This window comes from Marinomonas profundi (assembly GCF_020694005.1).
Classification (GTDB): Bacteria; Pseudomonadota; Gammaproteobacteria; order Pseudomonadales; family Marinomonadaceae; genus Marinomonas; species Marinomonas profundi.
On record NZ_CP073013.1, the window covers coordinates 2468511 to 2491427 of the forward strand.

Annotated in this window: 28 protein-coding genes and 1 tRNA gene; 25 read left to right on the forward strand and 4 right to left on the reverse strand. The window is 46.4% G+C overall.

The genetic code is table 11. The features are described from left to right. The first annotated feature begins 5 nt into the window (after window positions 1–5). The 17 genes from J8N69_RS11605 (at window position 6) to J8N69_RS11685 (ending at window position 13815) form a co-directional block, all read left to right on the forward strand. Complete coding sequence (locus J8N69_RS11605; protein ID WP_168824515.1) at window positions 6–2243, forward strand: phage tail tape measure protein; 2238 nt, start codon at window positions 6–8, stop codon at window positions 2241–2243. Continuing rightward, a complete protein-coding gene (locus tag J8N69_RS11610) occupies window positions 2243–2554 on the forward strand; it encodes a DUF2590 family protein (RefSeq protein WP_168824513.1) in 312 nt (103 codons plus the stop codon). Before J8N69_RS11605 ends, J8N69_RS11610 begins: the two co-directional genes overlap by 1 nt. Further along, window positions 2551–3705, forward strand: coding sequence for a baseplate J/gp47 family protein (locus J8N69_RS11615; protein ID WP_168824511.1), 1155 nt, complete (start codon window positions 2551–2553; stop codon window positions 3703–3705). The genes J8N69_RS11610 and J8N69_RS11615 overlap by 4 nt, the downstream gene beginning before the upstream one ends. After that, window positions 3705–4433 (forward strand): phage tail protein, encoded by a 729-nt coding sequence (locus J8N69_RS11620; protein WP_168824509.1) that lies wholly within the window; start codon window positions 3705–3707, stop codon window positions 4431–4433. Before J8N69_RS11615 ends, J8N69_RS11620 begins: the two co-directional genes overlap by 1 nt. After that, complete coding sequence (locus tag J8N69_RS11625) at window positions 4433–5002, forward strand: phage tail-collar fiber domain-containing protein (protein ID WP_168824507.1); 570 nt, start codon at window positions 4433–4435, stop codon at window positions 5000–5002. The genes J8N69_RS11620 and J8N69_RS11625 overlap by 1 nt, the downstream gene beginning before the upstream one ends. After that, window positions 4999–6231, forward strand: a complete 1233-nt coding sequence (locus J8N69_RS11630) for an SUMF1/EgtB/PvdO family nonheme iron enzyme (protein WP_211084964.1) — start codon at window positions 4999–5001, stop codon at window positions 6229–6231. The genes J8N69_RS11625 and J8N69_RS11630 overlap by 4 nt, the downstream gene beginning before the upstream one ends. Window positions 6232–6304: 73 nt before the next feature. Further along, a complete protein-coding gene (gene avd / locus J8N69_RS11635; RefSeq protein ID WP_168824505.1) occupies window positions 6305–6658 on the forward strand; it encodes a diversity-generating retroelement protein Avd in 354 nt (117 codons plus the stop codon). Next, window positions 6655–7950, forward strand: coding sequence for a reverse transcriptase/maturase family protein (locus tag J8N69_RS11640; protein WP_211084962.1), 1296 nt, complete (start codon window positions 6655–6657; stop codon window positions 7948–7950). The genes avd and J8N69_RS11640 overlap by 4 nt, the downstream gene beginning before the upstream one ends. Then, window positions 7928–8197 (forward strand): hypothetical protein, encoded by a 270-nt coding sequence (locus tag J8N69_RS11645; protein ID WP_168824503.1) that lies wholly within the window; start codon window positions 7928–7930, stop codon window positions 8195–8197. Before J8N69_RS11640 ends, J8N69_RS11645 begins: the two co-directional genes overlap by 23 nt. A gap of 13 nt (window positions 8198–8210) precedes the next feature. Continuing rightward, a complete protein-coding gene (locus J8N69_RS11650) occupies window positions 8211–8384 on the forward strand; it encodes a hypothetical protein (protein ID WP_168824501.1) in 174 nt (57 codons plus the stop codon). Next, window positions 8381–8938 (forward strand): baseplate complex protein, encoded by a 558-nt coding sequence (locus tag J8N69_RS11655; protein WP_168824499.1) that lies wholly within the window; start codon window positions 8381–8383, stop codon window positions 8936–8938. Before J8N69_RS11650 ends, J8N69_RS11655 begins: the two co-directional genes overlap by 4 nt. Beyond that, on the forward strand, window positions 8928–9611 hold the full coding sequence (locus tag J8N69_RS11660) for a hypothetical protein (RefSeq protein ID WP_168824497.1): 684 nt from the start codon (window positions 8928–8930) through the stop codon (window positions 9609–9611). Before J8N69_RS11655 ends, J8N69_RS11660 begins: the two co-directional genes overlap by 11 nt. Beyond that, window positions 9599–10339 carry a hypothetical protein gene (locus J8N69_RS11665; RefSeq protein WP_168824495.1) on the forward strand — a complete coding sequence of 247 codons (741 nt, stop codon included), beginning with the start codon at window positions 9599–9601 and terminating at the stop codon, window positions 10337–10339. Before J8N69_RS11660 ends, J8N69_RS11665 begins: the two co-directional genes overlap by 13 nt. A gap of 493 nt (window positions 10340–10832) precedes the next feature. Continuing rightward, window positions 10833–11417 (forward strand): anthranilate synthase component II, encoded by a 585-nt coding sequence (locus J8N69_RS11670; RefSeq protein ID WP_168824493.1) that lies wholly within the window; start codon window positions 10833–10835, stop codon window positions 11415–11417. Between the two features lie 70 nt (window positions 11418–11487). After that, window positions 11488–12528 (forward strand): anthranilate phosphoribosyltransferase, encoded by a 1041-nt coding sequence (trpD, locus tag J8N69_RS11675; protein ID WP_168824491.1) that lies wholly within the window; start codon window positions 11488–11490, stop codon window positions 12526–12528. A 20-nt stretch (window positions 12529–12548) separates the two neighbouring features. After that, window positions 12549–13364, forward strand: a complete 816-nt coding sequence (trpC, locus tag J8N69_RS11680) for an indole-3-glycerol phosphate synthase TrpC (protein WP_168824489.1) — start codon at window positions 12549–12551, stop codon at window positions 13362–13364. Window positions 13365–13407: 43 nt separating this feature from the next. After that, complete coding sequence (locus tag J8N69_RS11685) at window positions 13408–13815, forward strand: OsmC family protein (RefSeq protein ID WP_168824487.1); 408 nt, start codon at window positions 13408–13410, stop codon at window positions 13813–13815. Window positions 13816–13901: 86 nt separating this feature from the next. Here the strand turns inward: J8N69_RS11685 and J8N69_RS11690 are convergent. The 4 genes from J8N69_RS11690 to flgA all read right to left on the reverse strand — a co-directional run bounded on the left by J8N69_RS11690 (window position 13902) and on the right by flgA (window position 15695). Beyond that, a tRNA-Arg gene (locus tag J8N69_RS11690) sits at window positions 13902–13977 on the reverse strand. An 81-nt stretch (window positions 13978–14058) separates the two neighbouring features. After that, window positions 14059–14538 carry a flagella synthesis protein FlgN gene (locus J8N69_RS11695; RefSeq protein ID WP_168824485.1) on the reverse strand — a complete coding sequence of 160 codons (480 nt, stop codon included), beginning with the start codon at window positions 14536–14538 and terminating at the stop codon, window positions 14059–14061. A 37-nt stretch (window positions 14539–14575) separates the two neighbouring features. Continuing rightward, complete coding sequence (gene flgM, locus J8N69_RS11700; RefSeq protein ID WP_168824483.1) at window positions 14576–14890, reverse strand: flagellar biosynthesis anti-sigma factor FlgM; 315 nt, start codon at window positions 14888–14890, stop codon at window positions 14576–14578. 112 nt (window positions 14891–15002) lie between these two features. Beyond that, window positions 15003–15695, reverse strand: coding sequence for a flagellar basal body P-ring formation chaperone FlgA (gene flgA / locus J8N69_RS11705; protein ID WP_168824481.1), 693 nt, complete (start codon window positions 15693–15695; stop codon window positions 15003–15005). Window positions 15696–15836: 141 nt separating this feature from the next. Between flgA and J8N69_RS11710 the strand changes: the two genes are divergently transcribed. The 8 genes from J8N69_RS11710 to flgG all read left to right on the forward strand — a co-directional run bounded on the left by J8N69_RS11710 (window position 15837) and on the right by flgG (window position 22914). Further along, window positions 15837–16766, forward strand: a complete 930-nt coding sequence (locus tag J8N69_RS11710; RefSeq protein WP_168824479.1) for a chemotaxis protein CheV — start codon at window positions 15837–15839, stop codon at window positions 16764–16766. A 60-nt stretch (window positions 16767–16826) separates the two neighbouring features. Next, entirely contained in the window at window positions 16827–17663 is an 837-nt protein-coding gene (locus tag J8N69_RS11715) for a CheR family methyltransferase (protein ID WP_168824477.1), read from the forward strand. Window positions 17664–17877: 214 nt separating this feature from the next. After that, the gene (gene flgB, locus J8N69_RS11720; protein ID WP_168824476.1) at window positions 17878–18270 is read left to right on the forward strand and encodes a flagellar basal body rod protein FlgB; all 393 of its coding nucleotides are present in this window, start codon (window positions 17878–17880) and stop codon (window positions 18268–18270) included. A 5-nt stretch (window positions 18271–18275) separates the two neighbouring features. Then, on the forward strand, window positions 18276–18725 hold the full coding sequence (gene flgC, locus J8N69_RS11725; RefSeq protein WP_168824474.1) for a flagellar basal body rod protein FlgC: 450 nt from the start codon (window positions 18276–18278) through the stop codon (window positions 18723–18725). Window positions 18726–18735: 10 nt separating this feature from the next. Further along, window positions 18736–19446 carry a flagellar hook assembly protein FlgD gene (locus J8N69_RS11730; RefSeq protein ID WP_168824472.1) on the forward strand — a complete coding sequence of 237 codons (711 nt, stop codon included), beginning with the start codon at window positions 18736–18738 and terminating at the stop codon, window positions 19444–19446. Window positions 19447–19458: 12 nt separating this feature from the next. Next, window positions 19459–21156, forward strand: a complete 1698-nt coding sequence (locus J8N69_RS11735; protein WP_168824470.1) for a flagellar hook-basal body complex protein — start codon at window positions 19459–19461, stop codon at window positions 21154–21156. Between the two features lie 185 nt (window positions 21157–21341). Beyond that, window positions 21342–22085 (forward strand): flagellar basal-body rod protein FlgF, encoded by a 744-nt coding sequence (gene flgF, locus J8N69_RS11740; RefSeq protein ID WP_168824468.1) that lies wholly within the window; start codon window positions 21342–21344, stop codon window positions 22083–22085. A 43-nt stretch (window positions 22086–22128) separates the two neighbouring features. Beyond that, complete coding sequence (flgG, locus tag J8N69_RS11745; RefSeq protein ID WP_168824466.1) at window positions 22129–22914, forward strand: flagellar basal-body rod protein FlgG; 786 nt, start codon at window positions 22129–22131, stop codon at window positions 22912–22914. The last annotated feature ends 3 nt before the right edge of the window (window positions 22915–22917 follow it).

Genomic DNA, 22917 nt, shown 5'->3' on the forward strand with positions numbered 1-22917 from the left:
GATTGATGGCTGGATCATTTGACAGACTAATGTTGACAGTGGGGCTACTGGATAAAATCACAGGCCCCATGCGCGGTATTCAGCGCACTATCCAGCAAGTCACGAGCAATTCGCGAAAAGCGTTTATGAACACGGCGGCGGGCGTAACGGCACTTATTGCCGCGTCCGCCAGCTTTGCCAACACGGTAAACCCAGCCAACGACATGAACATGGCGCTTGGCGAGGTGCGTTCAATGGACGTGGCCGACGACACGCTAAAACGGCTAAATCAAGCCGGACTTCAGTACTCCATTCAGTTTGGCGAATCGGCCAGCAACTACGTGCGTTCCGCTTATGACATTCAATCCGCAATAGACGGATTAGAAGGCGCTGATTTACCAAAATTCACCACGGCGGCGGGCACGCTAGCAAAAGCCACAAAGGCCAATGTGACCGATATAACCAGCTATTTCGGTTCGATGTACGGGATTTTTAGAGAACAAGCCAACGGAATGGGCAAGGGGAATTGGGTAGAAATGCTCGCGGGGCAAACCGCCACAGCCGTGCAAATGTTCAAAACCACAGGGCCAGAAATGAAATCCGCGTTTGAATCTATCGGCGCGGGCGCCACGGAAATGGGCGTAAAAATTAACGAACAAATGGCCGTGCTTGGCACATTGCAATCCACCATGAGCGGGTCAGAGGCGGGCACGAAGTACGGTGCATTTTTAGAAGGGTTGTCCGGAGCGCAAGCCGAATTTGGCCTGAATTTTAGTGATGCGAATGGCGACTTATTACCCATTGTCGAGATCATGAAAAAGATAAAAGGCGAAATGGGCGGCATGGGCTGGGACCAAAGCCGAGATTTTTTATCGGGTGCGTTTAACGATGAAGCCATCGATTTTATCCAGTTGATGGGTAAAGACATCAATAAGCTGGGCAGCGACATCAATGAGCTGGGTGACATAACAGGCATGGAAAAAGCGGAATGGATGGCCGCGCAAATGCAAAACAACTTTGCTCGTCTTGCTCAGTCGGTGACCGCCGTGTCTATCGCAATTTGGCAAAAAGCCCTGCCGTCTATTGAACCCTATATCAACATGATGACAGATGCCGCCAGCGTGATTGTCGAATGGGCGGATAAGTACCCGCATTTGACCAAAGCCGTTGGTTTGTTGATTACCGGATTTATTGCTCTTGTTGCCGTGGCTGGTGTCGTAACGCTTGCCATTGGTCTTATGCAATACGCCCACGTTGGTTTGATGATGCGCTTTGTTTTGCTTAGACCAATTGTCTGGGCGGCTCGCCTTGTTATGTTGGCATGGTCTGCGGCAATGTGGGTTGCACGAACCGCTTTACTCGCGTTCGTACTTTATGGCCCTGCTATTGCGGCATTTTTTACTGTCATGAAAACCAGTATTTTGACGACATTACCAGCAATTTGGTCGTTTACTGCGGCTTTATTGGCCAATCCAATAACTTGGGTTGTGGTTGGTGTTGTCGCATTGATCGCCGCGTTAGTTGCATTGGTTGTGTATTGGGACGATGTAAGCGCGGCTGTTGGGCGATTCTTTTCAAGCATTGGCGACTTTGTCGACGTGTCTATTTTCGAGCCTATCCAGCAATGGTGGGGCGATTTCCAAGTCTGGTTAAGTGGTGTGTCGCTTATGCCAAGCTGGGATATGGGTAGCGATTTTACGGCAAGTCTGTCTGCTAAATGGGCCGCGTTTGCGGGCTGGATTGGTGGCTTGAGCTTAGCACCCGTTTGGGATCTGGGCAGTGATCTAGTCGAGGGGCTGGCTCAAAAGTGGGGAGATTTTCAAGTTTGGTTAAGCGGTGTGTCGCTTATGCCGAGCTGGAATTTAGGTATTGATGCATTCGACTCTATCAAACAATGGTGGACAGATTTCAAAGGCTGGTTATCGGCTCTTGATCCGTTCGCGTTTCTTGGTGAAAAGGTCGATTGGCTGAAAAACAAACTGTCTTGGTTGCCAGGTATCGATACGAGCACCAGCACAAGCAGCACACAAGAAGTGATCAGCAAGGTCGAAAGCCAAGCCGAAACGGTGAATAAATCGGTGGTGTTGCCCGGTGCGGAATCAAGTCAAAGCGGCAGCGAGTCGGGCGGATTGTTCCAGACCATTAGCAACATGTTCGGCGGAAATAAAAAATCCGTACACGTTGAGAAAATGGAAGTGAATAACAATGGGCAAGCAGTACGCGGTGCGGATTTACTCTATCAATTAGAAATGGAAGCGGGCTAATGCCAAGTATCGATTTGCTCATTCAAGACGATGACATGGTGTTTTCCAGCATTGGCGAACCATTGTTAGTCACTGGTGTTGATTGTGTCGCGCAAGACATACGCCACATGATCCGCGAAAAAGGCTATGCGTGGCGGATGATTGGCGAGCGCAACCAAACCACCATTAATGCGCTGTGCACTGAAATTGAAATAGAAATGGAAAACGACGAGCGAATTTACCCAGGCACGGCCAACGTAACACTAAGCGGTGAAACGCTGATTTGTGAGGCCCAAACCGTAGCGGGCGAGCGATTGGTGGTGACGGTATGAGCGATTTTGAAGACGTATTAAAAGACAACGGCGTCCCGACAACAGAAGCCGAGATCACAGAAAGGTTTAGAGAATCGTTAGTCGAATCGGGTTCGAAAATATCGAACGATTCCAACTATTCACCATTCTGGCGTTTGATCTCAGTTATTGCTACTAAGCCATTTTTGTGGATCGTGCAATTACTGATTAAAAACGTAATGCCACAGTTTTTCCTAAAAACCGTGGGTGAGTCGTTTATTAATCTCTGGGGTGACAGCTACGGCGTAGAGCGTAAGCAGGCCGAAACATTGTTGGGCCGTGTGTTGTTTACGCGTGTCGATACGTCGGCAGAGTTGGTGATACCAGCGGGAACCGTTGTTTATACAGACAGTATTAACAACACGATTTATGAATTATTGACCATTGACGAAGTGGCTATTGATGCTGGTGCCGATGGCGCCATCGTCGCTGTGCAAGCAGCCAAAGCGGGCGCGGCGTACAACTTGGAAACAGGCTATTACAGACATTGCGATATTGACGGGCTAACGGTCACAAACCCAGTGGATTGGATAGACAGCGTTGGCGCAGATTATGAGGACATTGAAGATTATCGCCTGCGTATTCGCAATGCGTTCAATACGCTGAGCCATTACCACACAGACGGCGTGTATCGTTTTTTGATGACGAAATTTGCGGGCGTCGCAACCGATATGATTTGGTTCGAACACGAAGCACCACGGGGACCAGGTACGGCCAATGCGTATGTGTTGTTCGAATTAGACGCGCCGGCAAACAGCTACATAGCAACTATTAATCGCATGATTTCAAGCGAGGGCTACCACGGCCACGGCGACGATTTACAAGTGTTCGCAATGCCAGAAACTACGCATTCAATAACCGCAAATGTCTATTTGCCATCGGATTTATTGAGCACAGAAAAGCAAGCAATTTTGACAGGCGTAGAACAAGCAATACAAGCCGCGTTTCGCTCTAATTCCGCGTACGTGATGACGCAAACCTTGCCATTTTCACGTTTTAGTTTTACGCGCATGGCGAGCGAGATTTATAGATTGTTTCCAGAAATCGAAAGCATTACGTTTGATCAGAGCGACATCATCAGCGAAATGTCTATCCCGCGTTTATCGGCGCTTACTGTGAGCGAGGGCGTGTGATGACAGATCGTTTTGATTTGCCCGTCTGGATCAAAGAAGGCACGGAAGTTCAAAAGCTAGCCAGTGGTTTTGCAAGCTTTTGGGACAAAGCCGAGGGCTGGATAAAAACGCCGCTCAATCAACTGGACGCGGAAACCTGTCACCCCAAAATACTAAAAATGCTAGCGTATCAGCGCGATATGAATTTACTGCCAAACGAGCCGGAAAGTTTGTTTCGTAAGCGAGTAAAACACGCGGTTAAAAACGCCCAAGACGCTGGCAGTTATGCAGGATTTAAAGCAATTTTCGAGCGTTTAGACGTGCCATTGCTGGGGCAAATAGAGCGAGATCCATTAACAGATTGGGACGTGATAACGCTATGGCTGACGGACTCGGCAATAACGCAAGAACCGGAACTAGGTCAATACATTATCAGGACGTATGGCCGTACTTGTCGACGCTATGAATTTTTATTAGTCGACGCATTGCCTGCAGTTAATGTGCATTCGTTTTCGTCCAGTGTGGAGCGCAAACAAGACAAAGCTAACGCGGTAAATGAACATATTTTTTCTGATGATTTGGACGGCTACAAAATAGGAAAAATAGCAGCAAACTGGATGGACAGAAGCCAAGAAATTTTAAATGTGCGTGAACCGTGGATATTTGACGACGCGGTGAGCGGAATGAATGTGACGTTTTTAAGTGCGTCGTTGGAACGAGCCGTCGACAGCGTGAGAGGTAACGAATAATGGCAGAAATAGTAAGCGGAACGGTAACGGACGCGGGCGCGCGGTACATAGCGCGAAAAGTGGCGGCGCTGGAAGACGTGGTGATAACACACTTTGTTTTGGCAAATGTGCCGGGAGCCAGCGAAACAACAACGGCGAATCCAGCAGCGGGCTTGCCAGCGGTGTCTCAAAGAGTTGGCGGAAATATCTCAGTTGGAGCGCCGCGTTATAACAACGACAACGCTGTAACGTATTCGCTCGTTCTCGGGTCAGACGTTGGCGATTTCGATTTTAATTTTTACGGTGCAGTAACAGATACGGGTGTATTGCTCGCATTTCAGTATTTGCCGGTGAACAGAAAGAGAAAGGGAATCGGTCAGGTCATTAATCGAAATTTGGTGGTGCCATTTTCGAACGCCAAGCAAATGACGGGGGCGGATTTGCCAATCGAATCGTGGCAATACGACTACGAAAGCGAAATAGAAGCCATGCAAATGGGTGTCATGCAAAACAGTGTCGCGACTATTTCAGCGCTGAACAGCGCCATTAAAAATCACGAAAGATTACTGAAATTGGAGAACAAAATATGAGCGAGCTAACGCAAGCAACACAAGCGCTAACAAGCGCAACACAGCAAATGCAATCGGCAAAAGAATCGTTTGAAGACATTCGTGAAGACGCAACGAAGGCGATTAATGACGTAAATGCAAATTTCGCTACCAAGGCCGCATCGCTAACGATTACAGCTACGGCAGGCTATCGCAACGCGGTTGAAAAAGCGTCCGGCGGTCGTAATACGATGATTTTGGACGCCCAAGGCAATGAAAATATTATGGTCGTGATTCCTCGTTTTAACTGCGAAGACATCAATGCCGCCGTGTTGGCCGCAACGGGTGTCGACATGCAGTTGGGCGTAGGTACACATCCCGCGTTTCGCACAAATGGCGTGGATCGCGGGGAAATTTTGGTGGGTAAATATCAAGCATCGGCGGGCGTGGGCGGCGGTTGCTCTGTAATCGGCGGTGTTCAGCCGCGTACTAGCGTGAACTACGACACAGCAAAATCAATGTCAGCGAACAAAGGCGCGAACTGGCACATGATGTCAATCCACGAGTGGGCTGCGATAGCGTTGTGGTCGCTAGCAAACGATACAGTGCCGCGTGGTAACACATATTACGGATTAGCTCACGATGCGCGCCACGAAACAGCATTGCGTGCTGACAACGGCATGCCCGGCAGCGTATCGGGTACGCCGAGAACGGATACGGGGTCAGGCCCAGTTACGTGGGCGCATGATCACAGCGCCTACGGCGTGCAAGATTTAGTCGGCAACGTGTGGGAATGGCTCGATCAGATGCGCCTAGAAGATGGCCGAATTATCACAACGCTGGATAACGATCCATCTATCGTTGAGGAAAATTGGCACCGTCACACGGCGTATTTTGATTCGACGTCATCGTCGCAATCTGGCACGGGCGACGTAGGATCATCGATCTTGAGCAGCACAATCACAAATCGAAACGGCCCAGTCGGCAACGACGCACACGATAATCCGTATGTGCATGACGCGTTGTTTTCGACGATTGCGAAAGATCCGAGCTATGCGCCAAACGAAGCCCTTCGTCGCTTGCTGATTGAGTCGGCAGGCGATACGGGTCTAGCAGGTGGTTTGTATGTGCGCAATTATGGCAGCCGATTCCCGCTGCGCGGTGGCAATTGGTACAACGGCTCGGCTGCCGGGTTGGGCGCGCTCAATCTGGGCAATGCTCGTTCGTTTGCGAGCACGAGCATCGGGTTCCGCCCCGCTTTATTTGTGTAGTGAGTTGTGAATCTTTGATGGCTGGGCGATAGCCCAGCGTTTTACTTGTCAGCAGTATGCGATGGAGGTCGTTTTGACAGTATTAGTGATAGACGAAAAATGTAGAGAAATGATGATGTATGGATACAACGCTGTGCAGCAATTCCCAAAGCACGAAAAACACGTTTTGGGCGCTGAAATCAGGCTATCTATGCTGACTGTGCAGCGACTAATCATCACAGCGTACAAACGCTATCACAAGAAAACGACGTTAACTGATTTAGATATCGAACTGTCAATACTACGTCGACGAGTAAGGCTAGCCAAAGATTTGCGTTATATCGATGTGAAAAAATATCAGCTTTGGTCAGAAAAGCTGGTCGAAATAGGAAAAATGGTGGGCGGCTGGATAAAGGCCGCAAACCCACAGAAACAGGCTGTTGCATGATGAATAAGCGGAACCGATTCCCGCTACGCGGTGGCAATTGGAACAACGGCTCGAATGCCGGGTTGGGCGCGCTCAATCTGAACAATGCTCGTTCGAATGCGAACACGAACATCGGGTTCCGCCCCGCTCTTGATAATGCCAGAAACAGTAACGCCAAGGCGTGCTGTCAGTGCGGTCATGAAAAGGATGCAGCATCCTCGCCGATTGGCGGAACACGAATCACCTCGCTCGATGCGTCGAGCGAGTGTTTATACGAACAGATTTATCAGTTTGAAAACATACTGAATGCGGCATATCAGTGTCGGCTCGGTAAAACAACAAACACGGCGGTATTGTCGTTTTTTAACAATCTCGAAGAAAACGTGATCAACATACAGAATGAATTGGTCTGGCAAATGTATCAAATGTCGCTCTATCATCATTTTTATGTGTTTGAGCCAAAGCGCCGGCTAATTAGCGCGCCGCATTTTCGGGACAGGGTTGTGCACAGGGCGATTTATAACATCATCGAACCGCTGTTTGATCGCCAATATATCTATGATTCCTATGCGTGTCGCAAAGGTAAAGGCACGCACAAGGGTGCGGATCGGGCGCAATCGTTCGTGCAGCAAGTCGAGCGCAAACACGGCAAAGCGTATGCGCTAAAAGCAGACATTAGTAAGTATTTTTCGAGCATCGATCACAGCATATTGAAATCGATACTAGATCAAAAATTAAGGTGCCAGCGCACCAAGGCGCTGTTGTTTTACATTATCGACAATAGCCCAAGCGACGCGCCGGGAGTTGGCATCCCGCTGGGAAATTTGACTAGCCAAGTGTTTGCCAACGTGTATTTGCACGAATTGGATTGGTTCGTAAAGCACACGCTAAAAGCGCCAAAATACATGCGCTACATGGACGATTTTACAATCGTGCATCACGACAAAGCGCAATTGCACGCGTGGCGTGAACAGATAGAGCGGTTTCTGTGGTCAAAATTGAGACTGCAAACAAACAGCAAAACGCAAGTATTCCCGATCGCAAAACACAACGGGAGGGCGTTGGATTTCCTCGGCTATCGGATTTACTCAACGCATCGGCTGTTACGCAAATGCAGCGTGAAAAGAATTAAAACCAAGCTGCGTAAATTTCAAAAGAAATACGCCGCGGGAGAGGTCGATCTAATCGACATACAGCAAAACATACAAAGCTGGCTGGGCCATGCGCGCCACGCTAGCACACAGCGATTAACGCAAAAACTACTGAGCATAAAACTCAAGAGAGGCAAAGATGGAACAGACATACATTTTTAACAACGAAAGTCACAAAGATTTCACAGCGGCGTACATGACCGCATTGGGCATGGATCAAGAGCAAATCGATTCAGTCATCGCGCAGCGCGATTTCGAACTATCGCAAAACGTGCAAAAACGAGAGGCCGCGTACAAGCGCGAATCAGATCCGCTTTACATGGAGTGGCAGTACGATCAGACGGAAGAAGCGGGACAGAAATGGCGTGATAAGGTCGCAGAGATCAAAGAGCGCTTTCCGCTGGCTTAAAAGGGGCTGAAATATGCTTGGTATTGATTGGTTGGTGCTGGGTGCGGCGGCGTTAGTGTCGTGGGGTGTAAATACACTACTGGCACCTGAACCGCCACCGCCTCGGCCTATATGCTACGTGATAGAGCCGCATGGCGATGGGCAACTGTCTACGCCAGTGTGGTGTGACGAGGTTGTTAAAAAATGATAATCCTCGTTCTGGATAAAACAAACATCGAGGGCTACGGACACACGGTAAACTGTAAATTCAGTTTGCCGGAATCCGATTTGTCCGGAAAAAGTTCATCGACTGCAGGCGCGGAAGAGGGCGACAAAGCGTGTCGTTTACGTGTCTCTTTGAAAATCAAATACAACACACCGGACTTTCTAAAAAACATCAAGTTGCTAAGTATGGCGAAAGACGAAAACAAAGGCACGCGGAAGGTTTACAACATTGAAAACCAAACCGCCAAAGCCTTTGGCGTCCGTCAGGTTCGTTTCACAGACGAGGTAAGCGCGCAAGAGCTAGACGAAGAACAGGCGTGGTCTGTGTCGTTTACTCTGATAGAGCATTTATCAATCGCTGAAAAAGTCGAAACACAGAAAATCAAAGAAGAAGAACCGAAAGCTGCGCCGGCTGATGAAAAAGTTATATCTGAGGTTTCAGCGGCGGAAAGTGAGCCGGCGGGGTGGTTTGAAAAACTACTGGCGCGGATAGATAAAGGCTTGGCAGAAGAGGAAAAAAAAGGCGATGAAGTATGATTACATGCTTAAAATTAATGGTGAAAGGGCGGGGTTGGTTTCGCATGATGTAGCACTAAATACCATGATGCCAGGTCGAGCAACGTTTGTCGTAGAAAGCGCGGTTTCACTAAGTGGGACCGCGTTTTTTTCGTTTGGGGTTGATGGCCGTCAACAACAAGGGCAATTCTATGGATACATAGAACGATCAACGCCAGCGGGAAAAGGCGTACAAACCATCTTTTGTCGGGAGAAATCCAACATGCTAGAAATGCCGGTTCCATTGGCATTGCGTAACGTCACATTAAAAGAAGTGCTAACCAAGGTTAAGGAAATAACAGGGCTAGGTTTTGATTTGCCCGTTGCTGATTACGCGGCTAAAAAAGTGCCTCACTTCATCAACACGGGCAACGGCTTCCATCTTATCAAAGCCATTGCTGATGTATTCGGCATAAGCGGCTATTTGTGGCAGCAAAGGCGAGACGGTTTAATCTATGTAGGATCGTGGAAAGACGGCCATTGGCCAGACACGCCAATACACATACCGGCGGCGGTGCTCGATAAACAATTGGCAACGCAAAGCGCCGAGATTATGGCAATACCAGGTATACGGCCAAACTATCTATTAAACGATAACCGTCTTACTAGCGTGCGAATGATCGAATCAAAAATGGTGGTTTCATGGAAGCGATAGTTGAACGCGTACTCATGCGCAAATACCCAGAATTAAAAAGCGGTTGGCATTTACCCATGTGGGCCAAAGTAACCGACATACTCACGCCGTTGGCGGGGGAGTTGGCAACGGAAGAAACGCCCGTGTATTCTGTGTCTGTTCAACTGCTAAAAGCCAACGGACAAGAAGATAAAGACATACCAATAATAGAAGATGTCTTATTACCCGTTCCAGCGGGCGGCGAACAGCGCGGCTTTTGGTCAAAGCCAAGCAAAGGCACTATTGTTGAATTGGCTTTTGCTTATGGATCGCCCGCACACCCGTTCATTAGGTCCATATTGCCCCACGGTTTGAAGCTGCCCAACATGGCCGAGACGGATCAACGCTGGCAACAATCAGAAACCGGATACATACAAGTAAACAAAGACAACGAATGGGAAACCAAAGGCAAGAACAGCACAACAGAAATAGAAGAAGACTTACGGTTCAAGGCTGGAAAGCTGCATGAAATGATCGCAGCAAAGCACCACGCTGGTGACGATACGACAAACATTTATAGCCTGCTTCACGACCTAATGAACACCGTGGCAGACCTCGCGAAAATTGCAGGAACGCACAACCACTCATACACATGGAGTGATCCGGGTGGAGCGGGCACAACATCACCACCAATGAACACCGCCAGCTACACACAAAAAGGCGCGGAAGCCACGGAACAAGCGGGTAAGCTGCAACCATTACTTAAGTAACCAGCACACCACACAACAACCAAAGGGCGCATACTGCGCCCTTTTTCATGCCAGCAACCAGCCCGCGCGCCGCTTCCCCGACCCCCAAAAAGCACTCCTCCCCACGCCCGCACGCTTTACGCTTTTTCTTATTCCTGCAATTCTAAAAGCGCAATTAAAAGCCGCCACAGCCCGTATAGCGTGCGTTTCTATAAAAAATGGAATTGCAGCAACATGAAATAAATTGCAGCTTAAAACGGCTGAGAATAGACGCAAAAAACGCTGAAAGCCTTATGGTTTCCGTGCTGCACTGTTTTCGACGTCTAAAACACTGCAAAAAAACGGCACGCATTAAAATGAGCGAAAAAGTAAGAGGTTTGATAGAATTCATACACTGTTTTTTTAGTTATCTCTGTTGTTTTTTCAATTGAACTTACGTAAAGGGGTAATATAGGGGGTAACATATAGCAATGAATTTTTATTTATTGAATAAAATCAAAGGCTTAATTGATTTATGTTATTGATGATCGATAACTATGACTCTTTCACTTATAACCTTGTGCAGTATTTTCGTGAGTTGGGTGCGGATGTTCGGGTGTATCGTAATGACGATATCAGTGTCGAGGAAATAGAGCGTCTTGCGCCTTCACATTTGGTTATCTCGCCGGGGCCTTGTACCCCGAATGAAGCAGGTGTTTCTATGGCGGCGATTGCGGCTTTTGCCGGTAAAATCCCCATCTTGGGTATTTGCTTAGGTCATCAAAGTATTGCTCAGGTCTTTGGTGGCGAGGTAATTCGTGCTAAAAATGTTATGCACGGCAAGACGTCGTTAATTTATCATCAAAATAGCTCGGTGTTTACTGGTTTGCCAAATCCGCAAACGGCGACGCGTTACCATTCTTTGGCGGTCGCGGCGGATACTTTGCCCGATTGTCTTGAAGTGACCGCTTGGACTCAAACCCCAGCGGGAGAGAAAGATGAAATTATGGGGATTCGACATAAAACCCTTGCTGTGGAAGGGGTGCAATTTCACCCTGAGTCGATTCTAACTGAGGCGGGCCATGCTTTATTGGCCAATTTCTTAGCACGACGTTCTTAATACGACGTTCTTAATACGACGATTTAATACGACGATTTAATACGACAGTTTAATACGATAGGAGAGGCTGGTGGATATCCAAAAAGCGATTGCTGCGGTGGTTGAACGCCAAGATTTGAGCGGCGACGAGATGCGAATAGTGATGAATGACATCATGACCGGAAAAACCACGCCAGCACAAATAGGCGGATTTTTAATCGGCTTAAGAATGAAAGGCGAGTCGGTTGAAGAGATTACCGCCGCTGCACAAGTGATGCGAGAGTTGTCTAGCAAGGTGGATTTGCAGCTGGATCATGTGGTGGACACCTGTGGTACCGGTGGTGATGGTGGCAATTTATTTAATGTGTCAACGGCGGCGGCTTTTGTGGTGGCGTCCGCTGGCGGTAAAGTGGCAAAGCATGGAGGCCGATCAGTGTCTTCTAAATCCGGTAGTGCGGATGTATTGGAGCAGGCGGGTATTTATCTTGGTCTGGATGCCGCGCAAGTTTGCCGCTGCGTTGAAGAAATAGGCTTGGGTTTTATGTTTGCGCCGAACCATCATTCTGCGATGAAATACGCGGTGGGGCCTCGAAAAGAGATGGCGACGCGAACTATTTTTAATTTGCTCGGCCCGCTGACTAATCCCGCCAATGCAAAACGTCAAGTCATGGGGGTTTTCCATCAGAAGTGGGTACGTCCTATTGCAGAAGTATTGAAAGCGCTGGGCAGTGAGCATGTGATGGTGGTGCATTCAGAAGACGGCTTGGATGAAATCAGCATTTCGGCGCCAACTTATGTTGCTGAATTAAAAAACGGCGACATTGTCGAATATAAGATTTCTCCTGAGGATTTTGGCATTCCGTTGCAATCGGTTGCGGCCATTCAAGCGACAGACGCGAATGAAAGTTTGGCGTTAATCAAGATGGCCTTAGACGGCAAAGGCAAGGTGAATCCAGCGCGGGATATTGTGGCGTTAAATGCCGGGGCAGCTATTTATGTATCGGGCATTGCAGATACCTTGGCAGAAGGGGTGATTATTGCCGAAGATGTGATTGGCGGTGGCACAGCGAAGGTAAAAATGTCTGAACTTGCCAGCTTTACCCGTTGTTTTATGAGTCCTGACTCACTGTAATAAATAGGAGCAGTAATCTAATGCAAATAGAAACACCGACCATTTTAAAGAATATTGTTGCACGTAAGTATGAAGAAATTAGTGAGCGCAGAGCTCATACGCCATACGGCAATCTAGAGGTCGCCGCATCGGTTGCCAATGTACACAATGCGCCCCGTGGTTTTGCTCACGCTTTGAAGCATCAGATTGCCATTGGTAAAGCCGCGGTGATAGCGGAAGTGAAACAGGCTTCGCCAAGCAAAGGTATTTTACGGAGTCCATTTGCGCCAGCGGACATTGCCAGATCCTATGAGAGAGGCGGCGCGGCTTGTTTGTCGGTATTGACAGATCAGGATTTTTTCCAAGGCCACGAAGACTTTTTAGTCGAAGCACGCGCGGCTTGTAAACTGCCAGTGATTCGTAAGGATTTTATGGTCGATGAGTATCAGGTGCTTGAGGCCAGAGCGATTGGCGCTGACTGTATTTTATTGATTGCGGCGTGCTTAAGTGGCGATAAAATGCGTGAGTTAGATCAAATGGCGCGTGACCTTGGTATGGATGTTTTGGTAGAAGTGCATAATCGTCAAGAGTTAGAATTGGCTTTGGAACATACTCAAAGTGAGTTGCTTGGCATTAATAACCGAGATCTTCATACCTTTGAGTTGAGCTTGGATCACACGTTTGAATTGATGGGTAGCGTGCCGGCAGATCGATTAATTGTCACTGAGAGTGGTATTCACACTCGTGACGATGTGGCTTTAATGCGTCAAAAGGGCATTCATGCGTTTTTAGTTGGCGAGGCTTTTATGCGCGCCGATGATCCGGGTGAAAAATTGGCAGAACTGTTCCAGTCATAGCGACGATCACTTCCGTCATAATAGAATCAAGTAAGGTTGAGTTATGAAGACAAATGTTAGTTGGCAAGAAGATGTGCATTTTACCGCTGAAACAGGCTCGGGTTTTAAGGTTGAAATAGATGGTAATCAGCTCGCTGGGCCAAGACCAATGGAACTTCTGCTGGCTGGCTTAGGGGGCTGCACTTCTTATGACGTGGTTGGGATTTTGAAAAAATCTCGACAAGAGGTGATTTCCTGTGTCGTGCAAATTGATGCCGATCGTGCGGATACGGTGCCGGCTGTGTTTACGGAAATTCGCGTGCATTTTGTGGTGACTGGGCGTAATTTAAAAGAAAGCGTTGTTGCCCGTGCGGTTAAGTTATCGGCAGAAGAGTATTGCTCAGCTTCTCTTATGTTGGCGAGAGGTGGCGTTAACATTGTGCATAGCTTTGAAGTGATTGAAGCAGAATAAAAGTCTTGCTTTACAAAGAATTAAAAAAAGAGCCAAGGCTCTTTTTTTTTGTCTTAAGGCTGTTTGGAATCTGGGTGTTTCTTGAATGGTGTCCCCACCAGGACTCGAACCTGGAATAGCTGCTTAGGAGGCGGCCGGTATATCCTGTTTACCTATGAGGACGTATTCTAAAAAGGGATTTATACATTAATTATAGCTGAAAGACAATTGTAAGCTAAGTATGACGTTGATTTTTATGGTTTTTTAAGCGCGCCCTAAGGTGTGTTTGCTGCTAATGGGGCGAGTTGATCCTCTGGCAGTGTAGACTTTGTTTTTGCTGCTATGGCCTTGAAGAAGTTCGAATAGGTGTTTGTTACGCTTTTGTAGCGTATTTAAAATACGAGCGTTGGTATTGTTTTTGATTTTACACTGTTTTAGCAGTGCTTCGCAATCTTGCATAAGAAGGCGAATGTTGTCCATCGAGCTGTCTTGTGTGTTGAGCCAGTTTTTAAAGGCTTCTTCGGTGGGTTTTTTTCGGTCAACCACATCAAATTTAATGAGTACATTGATTCTTTTCTCATTAAGCTGGTTCATTTCATCAAGTAGGGTTTGTTTCTGTTCGGACAGGTTGATGATGATTTCACTGTCTAGCTTGCCGTACGCCAAGCGTTCTTCATCCAGAAGCGAGGAAAGTTCTTTTAATATTTCTTTGCTTCTGATGAATATCGGGGTAATGGGGATCATAAGGCAAACCGTTTACGCGCCACGCAGAAAGTGCAGCTTAGAATAGTGAATCCATGGAAGCCATGTTACTCGCTAATTTTTGGGTGTCTATTTTGTATTCCCCCGCCGCAATGGCGTTTTTAATTTGCTCTACCTTATCCATATCAACATCCGGTAGGTCATTCATTTTGGATTGTTGATTCTGTAGTACTTGTGCTGTACCGCTTAATTTAACGGTATCTTCCGCTAAGGTACCACCAGATGGTACCGCATTTTGTTTATCCGCCGCATTGCCCACCGCATCATCTTTTTGCGATCGCTCACTTTTATTGACCGTGCTTTGATTCGATAGACCTGTTAAATGTATTGCCATTGGGTTTTCCGCCCTTTCATGATTTGCCTGTCTATATTGTCGGCTTGGTCTACGGAAACTTTAATAAAAAGTCCCAAAAAGATTGAATTAGAAAATGCCGATTAGTTCTTACTCAATAGTTTACAAGAACCTCGCTGTCCGTTACAACTTTGGCGTATACAATTCGTTCCGAACTGGTGTTTTTAACACGTATTTGTTGGCCTTTTATGCCGTTTTCTAAGGCAACACCGTTCATTCTAACTATAATAGTACCGCTGCTTGCGGTAATGAGAACAATATCGCCTTTTTTCACTAAGGTGGGTTGGTTGGTCACGTTGTCGGTAAGAAAGGTGTTGATGCGTAAATTGCGTGAGGCGATTAGACCATAAGGTGGGTTCTCTGTCGTAAAAACGTGCCCCCTTAAACTGGTTAGGTCGACTTCTCCTACGTCGGTATTAGATTGATTGATCACTTGGCCTCGATCAATCGGGGTGATGGTTCTTATGGCTTCAATCATGATGGATTGTGTCACTGGGACGTATGATGTCCAGCTGGGTGAATCGCACGTTATTTCATAGTTGGTTCTTTTAGTGGCGTCAGGTCTTTGGTTGCTGATTTGGACTTTTGCATTGTCACAGTTGGGTAGGTAGTTTAATGCCGCTAGGTTGTTAAGGGCGATGTCGATGCGTGCGTTAGGGTATATTTCGATTAGCCTCGGAATTTCAATGTCATTGATATAATTGGTAATTTGTTGCTCAATAGGGGCCGCTAGCAGCAGCCCAGCTTGGCAACAAATGAAGGCTATCATTAGCCTTATGATTCGCATGATTTGCTCTCTTTGTTTATTATTAGGTTACAGATAAGATAGTTAGTAAAATAGTAGAAATCACTTTATCATTGGATGATGTATTTTAACAATTTTGGGGATAATACCTCAGTATAATGTTTGCTCATTTTGGAGGCGTTTATGGCCGGAGTTCTAGATACAATCAACCAACGTACACAGCTTGTGGGAGAAAACCGACTAGAATTGCTGTTGTTTCGTTTAAATGGTAAGCAAATATACGGCATCAACGTTTTTAAAGTAAAAGAAGTGCTTCAATGTCCAAAACTCACCATGCTGCCTCATAGTTCACCCGTGGTGAGAGGCGTGGCTCATATTCGTGGTGGGACGATACCTATTCTTGATTTAGGGTTGGCGACTGGTGCAAGCCCAATGGAGAATATTAGCCAGTGTTTTGTCATTATTACGGAATACAATCGTCGAATTCAGGGTTTTTTGGTGCGTGGTGTTGAGCGCATTGTGAATATGAATTGGGCTGATATTCAGCCGCCACCTAAAGGCCTGTCGAATGATAACTATCTGACGGCGGTTTGTCAGGTGGATAAAGAAATGGTTGAAATTATTGATGTTGAGCAAATCCTTTCTGAGGTGGCGCCGACCCGCCAAGATATTTCAGATGGTATTGTCAATGCTGGCATAACAGAAAATGCACAAAAGCATCATATACTGATTGTCGATGACTCTTCTGTTGCTCGAAAACAGATTAAGCGTTGTATGGAGCAGGTGGGCTTTGCCACCACGGTTTTATGCGACGGGCGAGAAGCGCTTGATTACCTAAATGCGATGGTGGCAGAAGGTAAAGATGTCACTCAAGAGTTGGCGATGGTCATCTCTGATATTGAAATGCCAGAAATGGACGGCTATACATTAACGACATCGATTCGTAATGACAGCCGTCTACAAGACTTGTTTATCTTGCTTCATACATCGTTAAGTGGCGTGTTTAATGAGTCTATGGTGAAAAAAGTAGGCGCTGATGGATTCTTGGCAAAATTTCAACCGGATGAGCTGGCTAGGCTGGCAATAGAAACAGTACAAATTCAATCTGAGTAGTGCGTTGTCCGATATTAATATCAGGCTGTCTGTATTGAATTTGTTACTTATGGAGTTTTGATGCTCAGTAGCACAAATGCAATTACCCCCAACGGGTATTTAAGGTTCAGAGACTATCTGCAGAAAGCCTGCGGTATTTCTTTGAGTGATAATAAGCAGTATCTAGTCGCCAGTCGTTTAGGGAAGATTCTAGAACGAGAGGGTTTTACGACTATTGAAAAACTTGTTGATGCGTTACAAAAATACGGAAGCTCGAAATTAAAGGAAGAAGTCATCAACGCCATGACGACAAACGAGACGCTGTGGTTTCGGGATGTTCATCCGTTCTCCATTCTAAAAGAAAAAGTGTTGCCTGAAATGACAGTGTCGCCACTAAGAATTTGGTCGGCGGCTTCTTCCACAGGGCAAGAACCTTACTCTATTAGTATGGTAATAGAAGAATTTAAAGCCTCTCGCCCGGGGTTGTTGAAAGCGGGTGAGAAAATCGTAGCAACAGATATTTGCACCAATATTCTTCAGCATGCTAAGCAAGGTGAGTATGACAGCTTAGCCATCGCCAGAGGGCTTGGGCCAGATTTACAACGTCGCTATTTTGATAAAGTGAATGACTCTGCGTGGAAGATTAAGCCTCATTTGAGTGCTCGAGTGGAGTTTAAGTACCTGAACCTTATCGATTCGTTTTCTATGCTAGGCAAGTTCGATGTGATTTTTTGCCGAAATGTACTGATTTATTTCACGGTTGATCTCAAGCTGGATATTTTGAAAAGAATGCACGCCTCTTTAAAGCCTGGTGGGTATTTGTTTCTTGGTGGTTCGGAGGCGTTAAGTGGTTTGTCTGAATATTTTGAGATAGTCCAGTGTCACCCAGGTATTGTTTATAAAGCCAAGTCTCGTTAAATAGGCGTTACCCAACACGCTTATATTAAAAAGCCCATCTTCAAAAATCAGACGGGCTTTTTTGTTTCTTTTGTCCTACCTTTACCTTTGCCGCTTTTTGCCGTCTTTCATTTTTATTTTTTTAAGCAATTGAAAAGTAAAGGTTTTTTGTTTTGGCATCATAATTGCTTTATACATGTCATTCTAATAGATACAGTTTTTTATAGAGGGTTAGATGGCGATATCTTTTGCGAGTGCGTTTGCAGGGCACGACAAAACACTTGAGTTTAGAAGTGCTAGAGCGGCTGTGCTTGCGAACAATATAGCGAACGCTGACACGCCAAACTTTAAGGCGAGAGACATTAGTTTTGACTCGTATTTGAAAAATGAAACGAGTCGTTTTTCACTCGCCAGAACCAATGCTCGGCATATCTCCAGCGAAGGTCAATCAGGGGAATCTGATGGTCTGTTGTATCGAAATGCGAGCCAGCCTTCTCTTGATGGTAATACGGTCGATATGCAAAGAGAGCAAGCAGAATATGCGCAAAACTCATTGCAATTTGACACAAGTTTTATGTTTTTGGATAGAAAAATCAGCGGCATGAAAAAAGCACTGACTGGGAACTGATAACAATGTCTTTAAGTAATATTTTTACCATTTCAGGATCGGCCATGAGTGCTCAAACGGTGCGTTTGAATACCATTGCAAGCAACATGGCTAACGTAGACAGTGCGGCCAGCTCTGCCGATCAGACGTATCGTGCTCGCAAGCCTGTCTTTTCGCAAATGATGAATGACAGTATGCGTGAATATGGTTGGAATGGTGCGAATTTGGATGAAAGTGGTGCTGGCGTAGGTGTAAAAATTGATGGCATAGTGGAATCAGATGCGCCTTTGCAACCTAGGTACGAACCGGATCATCCTATGGCGAATCAAGAAGGTTATGTGTTTTATCCGAATGTAAATCCGATGGAAGAAATGGCCGATATGATGTCGGCGTCTCGATCTTTTCAGACTAACGTAGAAATTATGAACTCGGCAAAAAGTATGATGCAAAAAATGCTCACACTTGGGCAGTCATAGGAGCTGATAGATGGCAAATATATCTGATAGCAAAGGTCTTGGCGGGCTGATTTCCCAATACGGGACAGAGTCCGCAAAAGCCAAGTCCGGCATTGAAAAGCCGGAGGCGCTGAAAAAAGAAGAAGCTGCCGCACTGGCGGATCAGAATGTGTTTTTAAAGTTGTATATTGAGCAGCTTAAAGGGCAGGATCCAACGTCGCCACAAGACACCAACGACATGGTGGCACAAATGTCTCAGTTTAGTTCTTTAGAGCGGCTGACAGGCATTTCTGATCAGCTGGAAAACATGGCAACTTCTTTGACCTCAAATCAAGCGTTGAGTGCTTCTACGCTGGTTGGTAAATCGATTTTGATGGAAGGTGATAAGGCGAAAGTAACCGAAGGCTTGGAATCGGTTCAGCTTAGAACGGTTGTTCCTGAGAACTCCCAGTCCTCTACCTTGAAAATATACGATGAAAATAGTCGTCTTGTTCGAACCGCGACCCTTAGTTCTGGTGACTATAAGTGGGATAAATTAGATGACGACGGAAATCCTTTGCCGCCTGGCGAATATCGCTTTGCCGCTTTTTCGGTGAATGACCAAGGTGAAACGTCGGCTTTAAGTCTTCAGCTGCCTACGCGCATTCAAGGCGTCACCATTAATGGTGAAAATGGTACGGTTTTAAACGTGGAAAACCACGGCAAAATCAAACTTACACGTGAATTAGAAATATTAGGGTGATTGGAGAGTATTATGGGATTCAATACTGCACTATCCGGCATTAAAGCTTCTGCCGATTATTTAAGTGTTACCGGTAATAACATTGCCAACGCCGATACAACAGGTTTCAAGAAATCACGTATTGAGTTTGATGATCTTTATAACACCAGTGTTCTGGGGGCAGGAAGTGGCAACAGCATCGGCTCTGGTGTGAGCGTTAGCAAGGTTTCTCAAGAGTTTGCTGCTGGTAATTTGTCTTACACAGATAACAATTTAGACTTGGCTGTTGATGGCAGTGGCTTTTTTGTTTTGGATGCGGGGATTGCTCAGTCTTATACGCGTGCGGGTAATTTCAAATTAGATGAAAATGGCTTTTTGGTGACCAACACGGGTAGCAACGTCCAAGGTTTTAACGCTGTTGATGGTGTGGTGGGCGGCAATCTAGATGACTTAAAGATACCAACAGATCGTATCCCGCCAGAGCCAACTACTGAAATGGATTTAAAGGTGAACTTAAATTCAAAAACAGATGATGTGCCACCTTTTATCAAGGCAGATTTTGATCCCCTAAACCCAGACACTTACAACTACACACAAACTCAAGGTGTGATAGATGGTAATGGGCAAAGCCATATAGTGACGTATTACTATGCGAAAAGTGATTTGCCTAACACTTACAAAGTGCATGCAACGGTTGATGGTAATTTAACCGACGATGCTGGCGCCAAGTTTTTAGGCGAAACCTACGCCACGTATAATTCTGCAGAAGCAGGCATGGACTTTAATGGTGATGGTGCTGAAGAGCCGCCGTTTGAGCTTTTATATATTGGCGCAACCGAGCCGGGTGTGGCAGACATTGAAGCGGCTATAAAAAATCCACTGGCGGTGGCTGGGACATTAGGTGGCGTGGCTATTGCTTCGGCGCTGGCGCCTGAAGAAGTGCGTAAACCCAGTTCCGTTGCCCGTGAAGCGTTTGATCCATTGAATCCCGAGACTTACTCTTATGGTAATACTCGAACGGTATACGATTCGCTAGGAGAGCCGCATACCATGGGGTATTACTTTACCAAGCAAGGCGAAGATAATACTTATGAATTGCGCGTGACTATGGATGGCGAGGAAAGTTATGTTGATCCTTTGACCGGAGAAGATACGCTGTTTTTGGAAAAAAACACCTCCGTTTCTTTCGATGCTGCTGGTAACTTAATGGGAGCCTATCGTGGTATTCCTCCTTTTGGTGTTGCGCAGCCCATCACATTGGAAATAATGGGGGTAGACCCGACGAATAGAGGTCGTATCACGCCAATGGATTTGACCGGTTCGACGCAGTTTGCTTTGGAAAATACAGACAACTTTGAACAAAACGGCTTCTCTGCTGGTGAGTTACAAGGTGTGTCTTTTGATAGTGACGGCTTCCTCATGGCCAACTATACCAATCAACAAACGGCAACACTTGGCCAGATTGCCCTGGCAAGCTTTGACAGCACAGACGGTCTTATGCCGTCTGGTCATACTTCTTGGTTGGCGAGTAAGGGTTCTGGCCCGGCCGATATTGGTCGTCCGAACAGCGGAACATTAGGCAAAATACAAGGGGGCGCGTTAGAGGAATCTAACGTCGACCTAACCTCTGAACTCGTTGCGCTTATTGAGGCGCAGCGTAATTATCAAGCAAACAGTAAGACTTTAGAGACTGAAAATACGGTAACACAGACGATCATAAATCTACGTTAATTTTCTGGAGAGAGAAGATTTGATGCCGAAGCAGCTCAGTTGCTTCGGCTTTTTTTTGCCTTTTTATTGGTGTTTATTCGCTGCTATTAGACTTGGTACGATTTTTGATAGTAGTTATAAATGGTTATGGGCAGTCGTGATGAAAATCATCTCAATTGTAATGTGAATTCTGTAGGAGTGTCGCGGTGGATAAGGCCTTATATTTGGCAATGAGTGGTGGTGTGCAAACCATGAATGCTCAGACAATACACGCTAATAACTTGGCAAATGTCAGTACGACGGGTTTTCGCTCTGACTTCGAGCAAGCCCGTTCAATGCAGGTATATGGGGATCATCACCCAAGCCGCGTGTATGCCATGACAGAAAATCCAGCGACGCGATACACCCAAGGCGACATGATACAAACCAGTAGAGCATTAGATGTTGCCGTGACGGGGGATGGTTTTATCACGGTTTATGATGACAGTGGTCAAGAGGCTTATACCCGCGCGGGAGACTTACAAATTAATGCCGCAGGGCAATTAGTCACAGGACGAGGTTTGCCGGTTGCGGGTATTGATGGGCCTATTTTTTTGCCGCCACTGGATAACATTAATATTACCGCAGATGGCTCTATTTCTATTGTTCCGCAAGGTGGCGCAGACAATGAGGTGGCGGTGCTGAATCAAATTAAGCTGGTGAATCCAGATCCGCAAAATTTACGCAAAGAGGCAGACGGTCTGATCCACTCTCGTGATGGCCAAGTTTATGAAGCGGATCCCAATGTACAGCTGGCTAGCGGTTTTATTGAGGGGAGTAATGTCAATGCGGTGGAAGAAATGACGCACATTATGAACCTGTCTAGACGTTTTGAAATGAATGTAAAAATGATGGACACGATTCGGGATAACGCCGACTCGTCTGCTCGAATATTACAGCGTTCAGCTTAAAATTATTAATTAGTAAAGAATAACGGAATGTAAAGAGGCGATTATGAATTCAGCATTATGGGTCAGTAAAACCGGTTTAAGTGCCATGGATAAGCAGTTGAACGTGATTGCCAACAACTTGGCAAACGTATCAACCACGGCATTCAAAAAAGATCGCGCTGTCTTTGAAGATCTGATGTACAAAACAGTACGTGCGCCGGGCGGTTTGAGTGCCCAAAATGCCGAGCTGCCGTCAGGTCTGCAGCTGGGTACAGGGGTAAAAGTAGGCGCGACGCAAAAAGACTTTTCCAATGGCGATTATAATATGACGGATAGACAGCTTGATGTCGCGATTCAAGGCAAAGGCTTTTTACAGTTGTTGCAACCCGATGGAACGATCGCGTACACGCGGGATGGCAGCCTTCAGCTTAACAATCAAGGTCAACTTGTCTCTTCTGGTGGTTTGCTGGTCGAGCCCGGTATTCAGATTGATCCCGATGTACTTGAAATTATGATTGCCGAAGATGGTGTTGTGTCGGTACGTCGTAATGGTGAAGCGGATGCTCAGGAAGTTGGAGCGATTAATATTGCTGGTTTTGTTAATCCAACGGGGTTGAACGCGGTTGGGCAAAATATTTTTACGGAAACTAATGCGAGCGGGCCGCCATTGGTTGGTGTGCCTGGGACGGATTCGTTAGGCACCATTGCGCAAGGTATGTTGGAGGCGTCCAACGTTAATTCGATAGAAGAATTGGTGAATATGATTACCACTCAGCGCGCCTATGAAATGAACTCTAAAGTCATTTCTTCCGCCGATGGTATGATGAGTTTTGCAATACAGCAGCTATAGTAA